The sequence below is a fragment of the Pseudomonas nitroreducens genome, assembly GCF_014204515.1.
Taxonomy (GTDB): Bacteria; Pseudomonadota; Gammaproteobacteria; order Pseudomonadales; family Pseudomonadaceae; genus Pseudomonas; species Pseudomonas nitritireducens_A.
The window spans coordinates 20,323-36,414 of sequence record NZ_JACHLI010000050.1 but is presented as its reverse complement, the minus strand read 5'-3'; the positions used below and the strand labels follow the sequence as shown (position 1 = coordinate 36,414).

Sequence of the window (16,092 nt, the reverse complement as noted above, 5' to 3'; positions counted from 1 at the left end):
CTCTCGCGACATCCATGTCGCTCAACCCCTGAAACTGCGCTTCAACGAGGCCTCCTGAACGGGGCATTCGGAGTGCGCGGGTGTTTCTCTGGAAGACTTCAGAGCTAGAGCTAGAGCTAGAGCTGAAGCACGCGCTGAGGCGCTTCTCGTAGGAGCGGACTTCGTCCGCGATCCGACGTCCACACCGAAATCACGGCGAAGCCCGACGTAGGATGGCGTGGAGCGCAGCGATACCCATCGGGCCCAACACATCGGCAACCTGGGTATTGCCTGCTCGTGGCACGCCGCCCCTGGACAAACGGCACACAAAAAAATCCCCCGGCTCCACAAGGGAAACCGGGGGTTCAAGGGATGAACCGTTGTCAGGGGATCAATGCGCGCCCTTGGTCAGGTCGCTCTCGTTCCACTGGTCATACACGCACGCGTCGGCGGCGGCCCAGCGCACGCGGACTTCGCTGCCGGGGGCGAGCGGCTGGGTGTTGCCGGAGAGTTCCTTGAGGGTGAGCTGGGCGCCGCTGGCGGTGACCACGCTGCAGGTCAGGCTCTCGCCGAGGAACACGGTCTCGGCGACCTTCGCCGGAAGCTCGTTCCAGCCGGCGGCCAGCGGTGTGGCGGCGGCCTGGGCCGGGCTGAGCACCTGGGCTTTTTCCGGGCGCACCATCAGCAGGATGTCCTGGCCTTCGCGCAGGTTGGCGGTCGGGCGGATAGCCAGGGCGCGGCCTTCGAACTCCGCCGCGGCGTTGCCGTGGGCACGGGCGCGGAGGAAGTTGGAGTTGCCCAGGAACGAGGCCACGAAGGCATTCGGCGGGTTCTGGTAGAGGTCATAGCCGCTGCCCAGGCCGACGATCTTGCCGTGGCTGAAGATGGCGATGCGCTGGGACAGGCGCATGGCTTCTTCCTGGTCATGGGTCACGTAGACGATGGTGATGCCCAGGCGGCGGTGCAGGTGGCGCAGCTCGTCCTGCAGGTCTTCGCGCAGCTTCTTGTCCAGCGCGCCGAGGGGTTCGTCCATCAGCAGGATGCGCGGTTCGTAGACCAGCGCGCGGGCGATGGCGACGCGTTGCTGCTGGCCGCCGGAGAGCTGCGCCGGGCGGCGGTGGGCGAACTGGTCCAGCTGCACCAGCTTGAGCATGGCATCGACGCGACGGTCGCGCTCGGCGCCCTTCTGCTTGCGGATGTCCAGCGGGAAACCGATGTTGTCGCGCACGGAAAGATGCGGGAACAGCGAATAGCGCTGGAACACCATGCCGATGTCGCGCTTGTGCGGCGGCACGTTCACCAGCGACTGGCCTTCCACCAGAATCTCGCCGCTGCTGGGCGTCTCGAAGCCGGCCAGCATCGACAGCGTGGTGCTCTTGCCCGAGCCGCTGGAGCCGAGGAAGGTGAGGAATTCGCCGTCCTGGATGTCGAGGGAGATGTTGTCCACGGCGGTGAAGTCGCCATAGAACTTGTTCAGGTTGCGCAGGCTGACCAGGGTCTTCTGCTCGCGGGATTCTTGGATCACGGCACTCATGGCATTTACCTCGGCGCTCAGGCGCGGATTTCATTGCGCCGGCGCAGGGCGGCGGCGATCACCATTACCAGCACGGACAGGCCGATCAGCAGCGTCGAAGCGACGGCGATCACCGGGGTCAGGTCCTGGCGCAGGGTGGTCCACATTTTCACGGGCAGGGTCTGCAGGGTCGGGCTGGCCATCATCACGCTCAGCACCACTTCATCCCAGGAGACCAGGAAGGCGAACAGGGCGCCGGCGACCATGCCGGGGCGGATCGCCGGGAAGGTCACCTTGATCACCGCCTGCAGGCGCGACGCCCCGCAGATCACCGCGGCGTCCTCGATGGACTGGTCGAACAGCTTCAGCGAGTTGATGATCGAGATGATGGTGAACGGCAGCGCGACTATCACGTGGCTGACCACGAAGGAGAACAGCGTGCCGGTGTAGCCGAGCTTGAGGAACAGCGCGTAGACCGCCACCGCGATGATCACCAGCGGCACGATCATCGGCAGGGTGAACAGCCCGTAGAGCAGCTCGCGGCCAGGGAACTTGCCGCGCACCAGGGCGAACGCGGTGGGCAGGCCCAGGGCCACCGAGCAGAGGGTGGTGAGGATCGCCACCTTCAGGCTGGCCAGCGCTGCGCTCATCCATTCGGGGTTGGAGAAGAACTGGCCGTACCACTTCAGCGTCCAGCCCGGCGGCGGGAATACCAGCCACTGCGAGGAACCGAACGACAGCAGGACGATGAACAGGATCGGCAGCAGCAGGAAGGCCGCGATGGTCCCGGTGGTGAGGTACAGGCCGACGCGCATGCGCCGGCTCATGGCATTGGGTGAGAGCAGCATGGCTTACCTCGCGCTACTGGAAGCCACCGGCGATTCCGGCTGCAGCTTCAGGTAGAGGTAGAACAGCACCAGGGTGATAGCGATCAGCAGCGCGGCGGCGGCGCTGGCCAGGCCCCAGTTGAGGAAGGATTGCACCTGCTGGACGATGAACTCCGGCAGCATCATGTTCTGCGCACCGCCCAGCAGCGCCGGGGTGACGTAGTAACCCAGGGACATGACGAAGACCATCAGCCCGCCGGAGAACAGCCCCGGCCGGCACAGCGGGATGAACACCCGGAAGAAGTTGGCCCAGGGGCTGGCGCCGCAGATCGAGCCGGCCTGCAGCACCATCGGGTCGATGGCGGCCATGGTCGCCTGCAGCGGCAGCACGATGAACGGGATCATGATGTAGCTCATGCCGATCACCACGCCGGTGAGGTTGTGCACCATCTCCAGCGGCTGGTCGATGATACCCAGCGCCATCAGGGTCTTGTTGATCACCCCCGAGGCCTGCAGCAGCACCAGCCAGGAGTAGGTGCGCGCCAGCAGGCTGGTCCACATCGACAGCAGCACGATGTTCAACAGCATGCGGCCCCAGCCACGTGGCACCAGGGTGATCGCCCAGGCCAGCGGGAAGCCCAGCAGCAGGCTGATCACGGTGACCAGCGCGCCGACCGCGAAGGTGTTGAACAGCACCCGCGAGTACGCCGAGTTGGCGAACAGCTGGGCGTAGTTGTCCAGGCCCAGGGTCGGTTCCAGCACGCCGCGCAGCAACAGGCCGATCAGCGGCGCGAGGAAGAACAGGCCGAGGAACAGCAGCGCCGGCAGCAGGTTGCGGAAGCCACGCCAGCGGTGGGTCAGTACTTCATCCTGGCGCATGGGTTGTGCCTTCGCAGCGGCGCTGCCGGCGGCGCGGGATGCGCCTCCGGCAGGCTGGCCCGGCTGCATCACAGCCATTTTCACTTGACCAGCCATTCGTTCCACCGTGCGGCGATCGCCGGGCCGTTCTTCGCCCAGTAGGCGTAATCCAGGGTGATCTGCTCCGACGCGTAGGCGGTGGGCAGGTTAGGCGCGAGGTCGCCCTTGAGCTGGCTGACGCTGTCCAGGTTCACCGGGGCGTAGGCGGTCAGGTTGGCGAAGTCGGCCTGGCCCTTGGCGCTGCTGGAGTTGGCCAGGAATTTCATCGCCGCGTCCTTGTTCTTGGCGCCTTTGGGCACCACGAGGAAATCGGCCATGACCAGGTTCTGCTTCCAGCTCACACCGACAGGAGCACCGTCCTGCTGCAGGGCGTAGATGCGGCCGTTCCAGAACTGGCCGAGGGTCGCCTCGCCGGAGGCCAGCAGCTGCTGCGACTGCGCGCCGCCGCCCCACCAGACGATGTCTTTCTTGATGGTGTCGAGCTTCTTGAAGGCGCGGTCCAGGTCCAGCGGGTAGAGCTTGTCCTTGGCCACGCCGTCGGCCAGCAGGGCCAGTTCCAGCACGCCGGGGCTCGGCCATTTGTACAGCGCGCGCTTGCCGGGGAAGTTGGCGGTGTCGAACAGCGCCGACCAGTCCTGCGGCTGCTTGCCGCCGACCTTGCCCTGGTTGTAGCCCAGCACGAAGGAGAAATAGAAGGAACCGACGCCGTGGTCGGAGACGAAGCGCGGGTCGATGCGGTCGCGCTTGATGGTGTTGAAGTCCAGCGGCTCCAGCAGGCCCTCGGCGGCGGCGCGCAGGGCGAAGTCGGCCTCGACGTCGACCACGTCCCACTGGACGTTGCCGCTCTCCACCATGGCCTTGAGCTTGCCGTAGTCGGTAGGACCGTCCTGCACCACGGCGATGCCGGTGGACTGGGTGAAGGGTTCGGCCCAGGCCTGCTTCTGCGCATCCTGGGTGGTGCCACCCCAGCTGACGAAGCTGAGGCTGTCGGCGCCGAAGGCAGCGGTGCCGGTTGCGCCGAGGAATGCAGCGGTCAGGACCGCCATCGCACGTTTTTTGAACACCATCTTGCTTGCCCTCATTGTTGTGATTGTTCACGGCGGTCTTCGTGGATCGCCTGTCTGGAGCAGGTGGCCGTAGCGTCTTTGTAGCCAGCGCCGGAGTGGCACGCTGACTGGCAGAAAAGGTGAGGTCTACGGAATGTCATATTATGGTATTCCAAACTTTCCGCAAGTCCTCGGCGTCACCGACCATCGTCGCCGGGAAGCTTGCGTGCAGCGCCCGTCATTCCTCGTGTTGCGCAGGTGGTTGATTGAAAAGGAAATCTTTTTCAACGCTGGCCGTGCTGAAAATTTCTGGCGAAACGCCAGCACGGCGAGCGGACGAACGGATCAGCCTTCGAACGGCAGGGTTTCCACCACTTCCAGGTCGTAGCCGGTGAGGCCGGCGTACTTCAGCGGCGCACCCAGGTGGCGGATCTTGCCCACGCCGATGTCCTGGAGGATCTGCGCGCCGGTGCCGACCTCGGAGTAGATGCGCGATTGCGAGCGGGTGAACTGCCGCGGCGCCTGGGTCAGCTGTGGCACGCGGGCCAGCAGCGCCTGGGACGATTCGTTGTTGGCCAGCACCACGACCACGCCGTGGCCGACTTCGGCGACCTTCTGCAGGGCGGCCCACAGCGTCCAGTTCTTCGGCCCGGTGTACTCGGCGCCGACCAGGTCGCGCAGCGGGTCGATCACGTGGACGCGTACCAGGGTCGGCTCGTCGCGCTTGATGTCGCCCATCACCATGGCCATGTGCACGCCGCCTTCGATGCGGTCCTCGTAGGTGACCAGGCGGAAGGTGCCGTGCACGGTGGGCAGCTCGCTCTCGCCGATGCGCGCGACGGTGTGCTCGTTGCTCAGGCGGTAGTGGATCAGGTCGGCGATGGTGCCGATGCGGATGCCGTGGAGCTTGGCGAAGGCTTCCAGCTCCGGGCGGCGGGCCATGCTGCCGTCGTCGTTCATCACTTCGACGATCACCGAGGCCGGCGTCAAACCGGCCAGGCGCGCCAGGTCGCAGCCCGCTTCGGTGTGGCCGGCGCGGGTGAGCACGCCGCCTTCGCGGGCGCGCAGGGGGAAGATGTGGCCGGGTTGTACCAGGTCTTCGGCGCGGGCGCCGGGCTGCACGGCGGTGAGCACGGTGTGCGAGCGGTCGGCGGCGGAGATGCCGGTGGAGACACCGGTCGCCGCCTCGATGGAGACGGTGAACGCGGTGGAGTAGGCGCTGCCGTTGGCCGGCACCATCTGCTCCAGCCCCAGGCGGGCGCAGTGTTCGTCGGTCAGCGTCAGGCAGATCAGCCCGCGCGCCTCGCGGGCCATGAAGTTGATCGCCGCCGGCGTGCAGAGCTCGGCGGCGAGCAGCAGGTCGCCTTCGTTCTCGCGGTCTTCGTCGTCGACCAGGAGCACCATCTTGCCCTGGCGGTAGTCTTCGATGATGTCTTCGATACGGTCGAACGGCATGGTGCGTTACCTGGCTGGATCATTGGAGGAAAACTCTGGTATACCATAATACCTTTCTTGTCCAAAACAGCATCCCGCCCTGGAAACCATAGCAGCAGAGGTCAGCATGAAGGCTTACTGGATCGCCCACGTCGATATCACCGATGCCGAGCAGTACGGTGAATACACCCGCCGCGCGCCGGCGGCTTTCGCCAAGTACGGCGGCAAGTTCCTCGCCCGCGGCGGCCGTTCCGAAGCCCTGGAAGGCCGCGCCACGCCGCAGCGCAGCGTGGTGATCGAGTTCGACTCCTACGATCAGGCGGTGGCCTGCTACCGCTCGACGGAATACCAGGAGGCCTGCGCCCACCGCCAGGGCGTGGCGAAGGCGGATATCGTCATCGTCGAGGGCTTCGAGGGGTAAGTGCTTGCGGAGCAGCGCTGGTTCGCGAGCCGGCTCGCGAAGCGCTTTACGTTGCCAGCGGATGCCCCGACCTAGCTGTTCCTCTGCGACGGCTTCGGCGCGCCGATCAGCCGGCCCATGGCACCGGCGATGCCCATCTCGCGCAGTACCTGCAATTCCCCCTCGGTCTCGACCATCTCCGCGATCAGCGGCAGGTCGATGCTGTTGGAGGCGCGGTACATGGCTTCGATGAACAGGCGCTTGTCGTTGTCCTGGTCGATGGAGCGGATGTAGCTGCCGTCGATCTTCAGGTACGCCAGGCCCAGGCGGGTCAGGTTGCCGATCAGGCTGAAGCGCCCGCCGAAGTGCTGCAGGCCCAGCTGGGCGCCGACTTCCTGTACGGACTGGGCGAGTTTCTCCAGTTCGGCCGGTGGCGGCAGGTAGCGTTCGTCCACCTCCAGGGTCATCAGCCGGGCCTCCTGCGGGTGGGCACGGAGGATGTCGAACAACTGACGCAGCGGTTCGGCGCTGCGCACGGTTTCCGCCGACAGCGACAGGGCCAGCGGCGCCGGTTGCTGGGCGAGGTGGGCGAGGGCGTGCTCGAGCATCGCCAGGTCGAAGCGCGCGGACCAGCCGAAGCGCTCGATCCACGGCAGGAACTGCCCGGCGGCCACGGCCTCGCCCTTGGGATCGAGCAGCCGCGCGAGGACCTTCTGGTGCAGCAGCTCGCCATTTTCGACGCAGCCGCGCACGGGCTGGAACCATAGCTGCAGCTTGCCTTTGTTCAGCGCATCGTCGAGCCAGTCGCGCCAGGCGCGGGAGTCCTGTGCGGGCTGGCCGCCGGAGCTGTCCAGGCGCTGCCAGGGGCGATCGGGCGAGGATTGCGATTGCGCCAGTGCCTGGTCCGCGCGGGACAGCACGCTGGCCGCCGACTCGCCGGGGCGGAAGGCCGCCAGGCCGAGGTGCGCCACGGGCTTGCAATCGCTGGCGCCGGTGCCGCGCAGGTTCTCCAGGGCGGCGCTGAGCTGGTCGGCGAGCAGTTCGGCGCTGGCGCTGTCGACGCCGGGGGCGAGCAGGGTGAACTCGCCGCCACGGCTGCGCGCGGCCAGCCAGTCCGGGGTGCCGTGCTGTTCGCGCTCGCGCTCCAGCAGTTCGGCCACGTCGCGGATCAGCGCATCGGTGCGCTGCCCGCCCAGGCGCTGGTTGAGCCCGGCCAGGTCGTTGAGGCGCAGCAGCAGCAGGTAGCCGGCGGCGTTCTGTTCGCTGGGGGACAACTGGGCATCCAGCCGCGCGTCGAACAGCCGGCGGTTGGCCAGACCCGAGAGGCTGTCCTGGTAGGCCTCCTCGCGCAGCTTCTCGCTGCGGGTGGCTTCCTCGGCGAACAGTGCCTTGAGCTTGTCGACCATCTGGTTCATCGCCTGCACCACGCGCCTGAGCTCCGGGGTGCGCGGCTCCTTGGGCAGGGTGAGGAATTCGCGGCGGGTGATGGCGTGGGCCTGCTGCACCATCTGGTCCAGCGGTTTGAGCTGGGTGCGCAGCAGCCAGCCGCCGAGTACGGCGCTGACCAGCCCGCAGGCCAGCAGCCAGGCGAGGCTGCCCAGCGCGCCGTCCCACAGCTTGGCCAGGGCGAACTGCGGATGGCTGACCACCTCGACCCGCGCGGCCTGCTCCCAGCCGCGCATGATCAGCGCGTCGCCGCCCTGGGCCTTGAGGTTGACCAGCTTGGCGAACCACGCCGGGACCTTCTGGTCCTGGCTGTCGCTGTCGCGTTCGACGATGACCTTGCCGTCGGGGATGCTCACCACGCGGATGGTGGCGAAGTAGCCGGAGTCGAAGATCGAGCTGACCATCAGCTCGATCATCGCCGGGTCGTCCACGTGCGGGGTGAGCGACAGCCCCAGCGCGGTGGCGGCGTCCTGGGCATGCGAGCGCAACTGGCCGATCAGCTGCTCGCGGGAGCTTTCCAGGCTGGCGGCGAAGCTGCCGGCGAAGGCCACCACGAGGAACAGGCAGATCGCCAGGAACAGTTGCTTGAGCAATGACATGCCGGGGTTCTCCTATCGCGTCTCGTCGAGGTCCAGGCCCTCGGCGCGCATCTTGGTCAACAGGTCCTGCCAGCGCGACAGCTTCTTGCTGTCGCCGGTGCGCTTGCCGCCATTGGCGCCGGGCAGCCACAGCCCCTCGGCGTTGAAGGCATAGACGGGCAGGAGGTCCTTGCGCTGGGAGGCGGGCTTGATCTGCGGGATCAGGTTGTCCAGCACCAGCGGCTCGGCAGTGGGCGAGGCGTAATAGGTGAGCACCATGTGCGCCTGGTTCTGCTGCAGCGCCTTGACGTAGGTGATGCGCAGCTTGTCGCTGGCAACCCCGAGGCGGCGCAGGGTGACGAACTTGGCGATGGAGTAGTCCTCGCAGTCGCCGGCGCCCTTGTAGAGGGATTCGATGGGCGTTGCCCAGTAGTCCTCCTGGTGCCAGACGGTGCGGTCGTCGGTGAATACCAGGGCGCCGTTGAAGAAGGCGTTGACCGCCTTGAGCTTGGCCGGCTCGTCGAGGTTCTCGCTGTCCTGGATGAGTCGCGCCCAGGATTCGATGCGGGTCTTGGCGCTGCCGAGGTTGCCGTATTTCTGCTCGGCGTTCTTCAGGATGGTGTCGAAATTCCAGGCGGCGCCGGCGGTCAGCGCGAGGAGCGCGAGCAGCAGCACACCGGCCCGCAGACGCAGCGGGCTGGCGAACAGCCGGAGGGCTCCTCGGGGTGGCTGCATCGCCAGCGCTCCATGTGGGATGTGTGGAGTCTAGGCGCTCTTGCAGAACTTGCGCTGGCGCATCGCCATGGGCGCAAAGCCCCGTCCTGCGGGGCTTGTCGGCGAAACTGACAGGATTGTCATTTAAGGGTCAGCATCCGGACCCAGGCGCTGGCTTATAACCCCAGGATGTGGCCGCTGTGGTCGAACCAAAAGCAGGAGAGCGGGATGCAGGGGCAACGGCGGATTTGGCTGGCGGCGGCAGCGCTGGGAGTGGCGGGACTGGCGGCGGGCTTCTGGGGTTTCGCCGGCCGGCACGAGGCGCCACAGGCCGCGGCCCAGCCGGCCGGCGTGCCGGTGACCCTGGCCCGCGTGGCCCGCGAGGACCTGACGCAGAACATCGACGGCGTCGGCACCGTCACCTCGCTTGCCAGCGTGCTGGTGCGCCCGCAGGTGGAAGGCCAGCTCACCGCGCTGCTCGTCGAGGAAGGGCAGATGGTCCGGCAGGGCGAACTGCTGGCGACCATCGACGACCGTGCGATCAAGGCTGCGCTGGAGCAGGCCGAAGCCACCCGGCAGAGCAACCAGGCGCAGCTGCGTATCGTCGAGCAGGACCTGGCGCGCTACCAGACGCTGAGCCAGCGCGGCTCGATCTCCCGGCAGATCCTCGAACAGACCGAAGCCGAAGCTGCCCGCCTGCGCGCAACCTTGCGCGGCAACCAGGCGACCATCGACGCCGAGCGCGTGCGCTTGTCCTACACCCGCATTACCTCGCCGGTGGCCGGCCGCGTCGGCATCCGCAACGTCGACGTCGGCAACCTGCTGCGCACCAATGACAGCAACGGCCTGTTCAGCGTGACCCAGATGTCGCCGATCTCGGTGGTTTTCGCCCTGCCGCAGGAAAGCCTGCCGCAACTGCAACCGCTGATGAAGGGCGATTCCCCGGTGGTGGCGCGCAGCCGCGACGGCGGTCAGTTGCTCGGCGAGGGCCATCTGCGCAGCATCGACAATCAGGTTGCCAGCAGCACCGGCACCATCCGCGTGCGCGCGGTCTTCGACAACCAGGACGGCCAGCTCTGGCCGGGGCAGTTCGTCGCCATCGACCTGCAGTCCGGCGTGCTGCGCAACGGCCTGGTGCTGGACAGCCGCGCGGTGCGCCGCGGTCTGGACGGCGCCTTCGTGTTCCGCATCGAGGATGGCAAGGCGCAGAAGGTGCCGGTGCGCATCGTCGAGGAAGTGGATGGCCGCACGATCGTCGAAGGCCTGGCGGCGGACGATGAAGTGGTGCTCGATGGCCACTCGCGCCTGACTCCCGGCGCCCGCGTGGAGGTGCAGGGCGACGTGCAGACCCTGGCCCGCCGGAGCGCGCCATGAGCGTGGGGGCCGGCATGTCCGGCTGGTGCGTGCGCCATCCCATCGCTACTTGCCTGCTGACCATCGCCTCGCTATTCCTTGGCCTGCTGGCGTTCTTCCGCCTGGGCGTGGCGCCGCTGCCGCAGGTGGATTTCCCTACCATCCAGGTGCAGGCGCTGCTGCCCGGCGGCAGCCCGGAGACCATGGCGTCGTCGGTGGCGACGCCGCTGGAGGTGCAGTTCAGCGCCATTCCTGGCATCACCCAGATGCTCTCCACCAGCGCCCTGGGCTCGACCACCCTGACGCTGCAGTTCGACCTGGAAAAGAACATCGACGTCGCCGCCCAGGAGGTCACCGCCGCGATCAACGCCGCCGCCGGGCGCCTGCCGGCGGACATGCCGAACCTGCCGACCTGGCGCAAGATCAACCCGGCTGACAGCCCGATCATGATCGTGCGGATGAACTCCGAGCTGATGCCGCTGATCGAGCTCAGCGATCTGGCCGAAACCCTGATGGCGCGCCAGCTCAGCCAGATCGGCGGGGTCGGGCAGATTTTCGTGGTCGGCCAGCAGCGCCCGGCGATCCGCATCCAGGCGCAGCCGGAGAAACTCGCCGCCTACCGCCTGACCCTGGCCGATCTGCGCCAATCGCTGCAGTCGGCGAGCATCAACCTGGCCAAGGGCGCGCTGTTCGGCGACGGCCGCGTCTCCACCCTGGCGGCCAACGACCAGCTGTTCAGCCCCACGGAATACGGCGATCTGGTGGTTGCCTACCGCGCTGGCGCGCCGGTGTTCCTGCGCGACCTGGCCAAGGTGGTGAAGGCGCCGGAGGACGACTACGTGCAGGCCTGGCCGGATGGCCGCCCCGGCGTGGCGCTGGTGATCCTGCGCCAGCCGGGCGCCAACATCGTCGACACCGCCGATGCGATCCAGGCCGAGCTGCCGCGCCTGCGCGAGATGCTGCCGGCGGGTGTCGACGTGGAAGTGCTGAACGACCGCACGCGCACCATCCGCGCCTCGCTGCACGAGGTGGAGCTGACCCTGCTGCTGACCATGGGCCTGGTGGTGCTGGTGATGGGCCTGTTCCTGCGCCAGCTGTCGGCGACCCTGATCGTCGCCACGGTGCTGGCGGTATCGCTCAGCGCCAGCTTCGCGGCCATGTACCTGCTGGGCTTCACCCTGAACAACCTGACGCTGGTGGCGCTGATCATCGCCGTGGGCTTCATCGTCGACGACGCCATCGTGGTGGTGGAGAACATCCACCGCCACCTGGAGCAGGGCAAGGATCGGGTCGAGGCGGCGCTGGCCGGTGCCTCGGAAATCAGCTTCACGGTGGTGTCGATCAGCTTCTCGCTGATCGCCGCGTTCATCCCGCTGCTGTTCATGGGCGGCATCGTCGGGCGGCTGTTCCGCGAGTTCGCCGTCAGCGTCACGGCGGCCATCCTGATCTCGGTGCTGGCCTCGCTGAGCATCGCGCCGATGCTGGCCTCGCGTTTCATGGGCGCGCCCCATCATCATAAAAGCGGGCATGGGCACGATCAGGGCGGTATTTCCGGCTGGCTGCTGGCGCGCTACGCCAAGGGGCTGGACTGGTCGCTGCAGCACCAGCGCACAGTGCTCGCCGGCTTCGTGGTCTGCGTGGCCATTGCAGTGGCCGGCTATGTCGGCATTCCCAAGGGTTTCTTCCCCTCCCAGGACACCGCCTTCATCACCGGCACCACCCAGGCCGCCGAGGATATCTCCTACGCCGACATGGCCGAGAAACACCGCCAATTGGCCGAGATCGTCGCCGCCGACCCGGCGGTGCAGAGCTACAACCACGCCATCGGCATCACCGGCGGCAGCCAGAGCCTGTCCAACGGGCGCTTCTGGATCGTGCTCAAGGACCGTGGCGACCGCGACGTCTCGGTGGACGAGTTCATCAACCGCATCCGCCCGAAACTGGCCAGGGTGCCGGGCATCGTCCTCTACATGCGCTCGGCGCAGGACATCAACCTCGCCGTCGGCCCGGCGCGCACCCAGTACCAGTACGCCCTGCGCAGCAACGACAGCGCGGCGCTGGCGCTGTGGGCCGATCGCCTGACCCAGCGGCTGAAGGAGGAGGGCGGTTTGCAGGACGTCTCCAACGACCTGCAGATGGGCGCCAGCGTCACCTCGCTGGACATCGACCGGGTGGCGGCGGCGCGCTTCGGGCTGTCCGCCGAGGACATCAGCCAGACGCTCTACGACGCCTTCGGCCAGCGCCAGGTCGGCGAATTCCAGACCGAGGTCAACCAGTACAAGGTCATCCTCGAACTGGATTCGCGCCAGCGCGGCCGCGCCGAGAGCCTGGCCTGGTTCCACCTGCGCTCGCCGCTGACCGGCGAGATGGTGCCGCTGGCAGCAGTGGCGCGGGTCGCGCCGGCCAAGTCCGGGCCACTGCAGATCAACCACAACGGCATGTTCCCGGCGGTCACCCTGAACTTCAACCTGTCGCCGGGCGTGGCGCTGGGCGAGGCGGTGGGCCTGGTGCAGCGCGCCCAGGCGGACATCGGCATGCCCTCCAGCATCAGCGGCGAATTCCAGGGCGCGGCGGCGGCGTTCCAGAGTTCCCTGGCGAGCCAGCCGCTGCTGATCCTCGCCGCGCTGTTCGCTGTCTACGTGATCCTCGGCGTGCTCTACGAGAGCTTCGTGCACCCGTTGACCATCCTTTCCACCCTGCCTTCGGCGGGCATCGGCGCGGTGTTCCTGCTCTGGGGCTGGGGCCTGGAGTTCTCGGTGATGGCGCTGATCGGCCTGGTACTGCTGATCGGCATCGTCAAGAAGAACGGCATCCTGATGGTCGACTTCGCCCTGGCCGCGCAGCGCCAGCGTGGTCTGTCGCCCGATGTGGCGATCCGCGAGGCGTGCCTGGCGCGCTTCCGGCCGATCATGATGACCACCCTGGCGGCGCTGCTGGGCGCCATCCCGCTGATGATCGGCTTCGGCACCGGCTCGGAGCTGCGCCAGCCGCTGGGCGTGGCAGTGGTCGGCGGCCTGCTGGTGAGCCAGGCGCTGACGCTGTTCAGCACGCCGGTGGTGTACCTGGCGCTGGACCGGCTGTTCCATCGCCAGCCGTTGCCCGCGCCCGTCACAGGTGCGGCATGAGCCGGGGCTGGGTAGCATGGACGCTCGACGCACAGAACGGAGGCCGGGCATGCGCGTACTGATAGTCGAAGACGAGATCAAGACCGCCGACTACCTGCAGCGCGGGTTGAGCGAGCAGGGCTTCACCGTGGACGTGGCCAGCAACGGCATCGACGGCCGGCACCTGGCGCTCAACGGCGAATACGACGTCATCGTCCTCGACGTGATGCTCCCCGGCATCGACGGCTACGGCGTGCTGCGCGCCCTGCGCGAACAACGGCAGACGCCGGTGATCATGCTCACCGCCCGCGAGCGTGTGGAAGACCGCGTGCGCGGTTTGCGCGAGGGCGCCGACGACTACCTGATCAAGCCGTTCTCCTTCCTCGAACTGGTGGCGCGCCTGCAGGCCCTGACCCGCCGTGGAGCGCACCTGGAAAGCGCGACGCAGATGCGCATCGCTGATCTGGCCATCGACCTGGTCAGCCGCCGCGTGCAGCGCGGCGGCACGCGTCTGGAACTGACCGCCAAGGAGTATTCGCTGCTCTGCGTGCTGGCCCAGCGCAGCGGCGAAATCCTCTCCAAGACGGCCATCGCCGAGCTGGTCTGGGACATCAACTTCGACACCGACACCAACGTCGTCGAGGTCGCCATCAAGCGCCTGCGCGCCAAGCTCGACGGGCCCTTCGACAGCAAGCTGCTGCACACCATCCGCGGCATGGGCTACGTGCTGGAAAGCCGCGCGGCTCAGGAGCGCGAGGCGTGAGGGGGCTGTCGCTGTCCACGCGCCTGGCAGGCATGTTCGCCGCCGCCGCGCTGGGCATCTTCCTGCTCATCGGTTCGGCCATCTACTGCGTGCTCGACGGGCAGATCGAGCGCCTGCAGCGCTCGGAGCTGGACACTCGCTTCAACATGGTCGCGCGCATGCTCGACAAGCCCGACCTGGCCGAACGCTGGCCACACATGCAGCTCAAGCTCAACACCCTGAGCCAGGAGTACGAGCTGATCAGATTCTGGATCGGCAGCGACGACACGCGCTTCCGCTACGGCCAGGCCAACGAAGCGGTGCAGCGGATGCTGCGCAGCGGCAATGGCTATGCGGAGCTGGAGCTGCCCGAGCACGACTCGCCGCTCAGCGCCCGTGTCGGTGTGCTGCCGGCCAGTGGCGGGCGCCCGGCGCTGGTACTGCTGGCGGCGATCGACAGCGTGGCCTTCCAGCACGCCCGCGAGGCGACGCTGGTGACGCTGTTCGTGCTCTCCGCGCTGGGTATCGCCCTGGCTGCGCTCTGCGGACACTGGATCGCCCGCGTCGGCCTGCGGCCGCTGCATGAGCTCTCTGCCGAGGCCCGGCAGATCAGCCCGAAGCTGCTTTCACAGCGCCTGCGCCTGGAAGGCCTGCCGGCGGAACTGTCGGCGCTGGCCGGCGCGTTCAACGAAGCGCTGGGCCGGCTGGAGCAGGCCTACCTGCGACTGGAGTCGTTCAACGCCGATGTCGCCCACGAGTTGCGCACGCCGCTGGCCAACCTGATCGGCCAGAGCCAGGTGGCGCTGTCCCGCGAGCGCAGCGCGCAGGATTACGAGGAAGTCCTGCAGTCCAACCTGGAAGAACTGGAGCGCCTGCGCGCCATCGTCAACGACATGCTGTTCCTCGCCCGCGTCGACCAGGGCGGGCTGGCCGCCGAGCGGGTGGAAACCTCGCTGGCGGCGGAAGTGGCGAAGACCGTGGATTTCCTCGAAGTGATCTTCGACGAGCAGGGCGTGCAGGTGAATCTGCGCGGCGACGCGCGGGCCTGCGTCGAACGGGCGCTGTTCCAACGTGCGGTGACCAACCTGCTGTACAACGCCGCCCAGCACACCGCACCGGGCGGCCGCATCGAGGTGCGCCTGAGCGGCGAACGCGGCGCTGCGCTGGTGGAAGTCAGCAACCCCGGCGCGCCGATCACTGCCGAGCAGCGCGCGCGCCTGTTCGAGCGCTTCTACCGCGCCGACCTGGCCCGCGCCAACAGCCAGAGCAGGCATGGGCTGGGGCTGTCCATCGTCAAGGCGGTGGCGAGCATGCATGGTGGGTCGGTGTTTGTGCGCAGCGAGGGTGGGGTGAATACCTTTGGCTTCACTGTCGATGCAGTGGGGGCGGCGGTGTATCGCCCGGATGGTGACGGGGCTGTGGGGGAAGTAGTGCCCGTCTGAGAGATTTGGTGCTTGGGTTCCTTCCCTCTCCCTAACCCTGGCTGCGCGCCCCGCTCCGAAGGGAGAGGGGACTGGTTCGGTGCAGGATGACTCCGTGTCACCAGCCGGCACGGTCTGCTCCCTCTCCCTTCAGGGAGAGGGCTGGGGAGAGGGGGGGCGGGCCGGCAGAGGACTCGATCTAGTCCAACCGCCGAGTCTTCGTCCGAATCAGATAGACCGTCACCAGCGTCGCACTGGTCAGCATGAACGCCCAGGCCCACGGGCGCTGCACGATGAAGCCGGAAACCAGGATGCTGCACCACATCAGGCCGATGGCGTAGACCTTGCCCTTGAGCGGGATGCCTTCGCCGTCGAGATAGTCGCGAATCCACGGGCCGAGTTTCGGGTGGTTCACCAGCCAGTCGTAGAAGCGCTGGGAGCTGCGCATGAAGCAGGCGGCGGCGAGCAGGAGGAAGGGCGTGGTGGGCAGCACCGGCAGGAAGATGCCGATCACCCCCAGCGCCACGCTGAGCCAGCCCACAGCGAGCAGGCAATAGCGAACCCAGGCGTGGCGGCTCTGGCGGATTTCCCTTGGCATCGGCTGGCGCAGCGAATCC

The 16,092-nt window shown here is 67.5% G+C and carries 13 protein-coding genes; 5 read left to right on the top strand and 8 right to left on the bottom strand.

From position 1 onward, the window contains the following. Positions 1-370 precede the first annotated feature (370 nt). The 5 genes from HNP46_RS33585 to ribBA all read right to left on the bottom strand — a co-directional run bounded on the left by HNP46_RS33585 (position 371) and on the right by ribBA (position 5,738). Positions 371-1,513: an ABC transporter ATP-binding protein gene (locus HNP46_RS33585; protein ID WP_184597918.1), complete on the bottom strand. Its 1,143-nt coding sequence runs from the start codon at positions 1,511-1,513 to the stop codon at positions 371-373. Positions 1,514-1,530: 17 nt separating this feature from the next. Next, positions 1,531-2,340, bottom strand: coding sequence for an ABC transporter permease (locus HNP46_RS33580; RefSeq protein ID WP_184597915.1), 810 nt, complete (start codon positions 2,338-2,340; stop codon positions 1,531-1,533). 3 nt (positions 2,341-2,343) lie between these two features. Continuing rightward, positions 2,344-3,294, bottom strand: a complete 951-nt coding sequence (locus tag HNP46_RS33575; RefSeq protein WP_184597913.1) for an ABC transporter permease — start codon at positions 3,292-3,294, stop codon at positions 2,344-2,346. Continuing rightward, complete coding sequence (locus HNP46_RS33570) at positions 3,279-4,304, bottom strand: polyamine ABC transporter substrate-binding protein (protein ID WP_184597910.1); 1,026 nt, start codon at positions 4,302-4,304, stop codon at positions 3,279-3,281. Before HNP46_RS33570 ends, HNP46_RS33575 begins: the two co-directional genes overlap by 16 nt. 324 nt (positions 4,305-4,628) lie before the next feature. Beyond that, positions 4,629-5,738 carry a bifunctional 3,4-dihydroxy-2-butanone-4-phosphate synthase/GTP cyclohydrolase II gene (ribBA, locus tag HNP46_RS33565; protein WP_184597907.1) on the bottom strand — a complete coding sequence of 370 codons (1,110 nt, stop codon included), beginning with the start codon at positions 5,736-5,738 and terminating at the stop codon, positions 4,629-4,631. A gap of 106 nt (positions 5,739-5,844) precedes the next feature. On the opposite strand from ribBA, the gene HNP46_RS33560 reads away from it, so the two are divergent. Continuing rightward, positions 5,845-6,138, top strand: coding sequence for a DUF1330 domain-containing protein (locus tag HNP46_RS33560; protein WP_184597904.1), 294 nt, complete (start codon positions 5,845-5,847; stop codon positions 6,136-6,138). Between the two features lie 71 nt (positions 6,139-6,209). On the opposite strand, the gene lapD is transcribed toward HNP46_RS33560, so the two are convergent. Further along, positions 6,210-8,162 carry a cyclic di-GMP receptor LapD gene (gene lapD, locus HNP46_RS33555; protein ID WP_184597901.1) on the bottom strand — a complete coding sequence of 651 codons (1,953 nt, stop codon included), beginning with the start codon at positions 8,160-8,162 and terminating at the stop codon, positions 6,210-6,212. A gap of 12 nt (positions 8,163-8,174) precedes the next feature. Beyond that, positions 8,175-8,876, bottom strand: coding sequence for a cysteine protease LapG (gene lapG, locus HNP46_RS33550; RefSeq protein ID WP_184597899.1), 702 nt, complete (start codon positions 8,874-8,876; stop codon positions 8,175-8,177). A 207-nt stretch (positions 8,877-9,083) separates the two neighbouring features. On the opposite strand from lapG, the gene HNP46_RS33545 reads away from it, so the two are divergent. Genes HNP46_RS33545 through HNP46_RS33530 form a run of 4 tightly spaced genes read left to right on the top strand, consistent with a single transcriptional unit; the run spans position 9,084 to position 15,496 of the window. Then, positions 9,084-10,229, top strand: coding sequence for an efflux RND transporter periplasmic adaptor subunit (locus HNP46_RS33545; RefSeq protein ID WP_184597896.1), 1,146 nt, complete (start codon positions 9,084-9,086; stop codon positions 10,227-10,229). After that, positions 10,226-13,333: a multidrug efflux RND transporter permease subunit gene (locus HNP46_RS33540; protein WP_184597893.1), complete on the top strand. Its 3,108-nt coding sequence runs from the start codon at positions 10,226-10,228 to the stop codon at positions 13,331-13,333. The genes HNP46_RS33545 and HNP46_RS33540 overlap by 4 nt, the downstream gene beginning before the upstream one ends. A 49-nt stretch (positions 13,334-13,382) precedes the next feature. Continuing rightward, complete coding sequence (locus HNP46_RS33535) at positions 13,383-14,075, top strand: heavy metal response regulator transcription factor (protein ID WP_184597886.1); 693 nt, start codon at positions 13,383-13,385, stop codon at positions 14,073-14,075. 5 nt (positions 14,076-14,080) lie between these two features. Further along, on the top strand, positions 14,081-15,496 hold the full coding sequence (locus HNP46_RS33530) for a heavy metal sensor histidine kinase (protein WP_260403334.1): 1,416 nt from the start codon (positions 14,081-14,083) through the stop codon (positions 15,494-15,496). A gap of 178 nt (positions 15,497-15,674) precedes the next feature. Here HNP46_RS33530 and HNP46_RS33525 read toward each other — a convergent pair whose 3' ends face one another. Then, the gene (locus HNP46_RS33525) at positions 15,675-16,073 is read right to left on the bottom strand and encodes a YbaN family protein (protein WP_184597881.1); all 399 of its coding nucleotides are present in this window, start codon (positions 16,071-16,073) and stop codon (positions 15,675-15,677) included. Between the last annotated feature and the right edge of the window lie 19 nt (positions 16,074-16,092).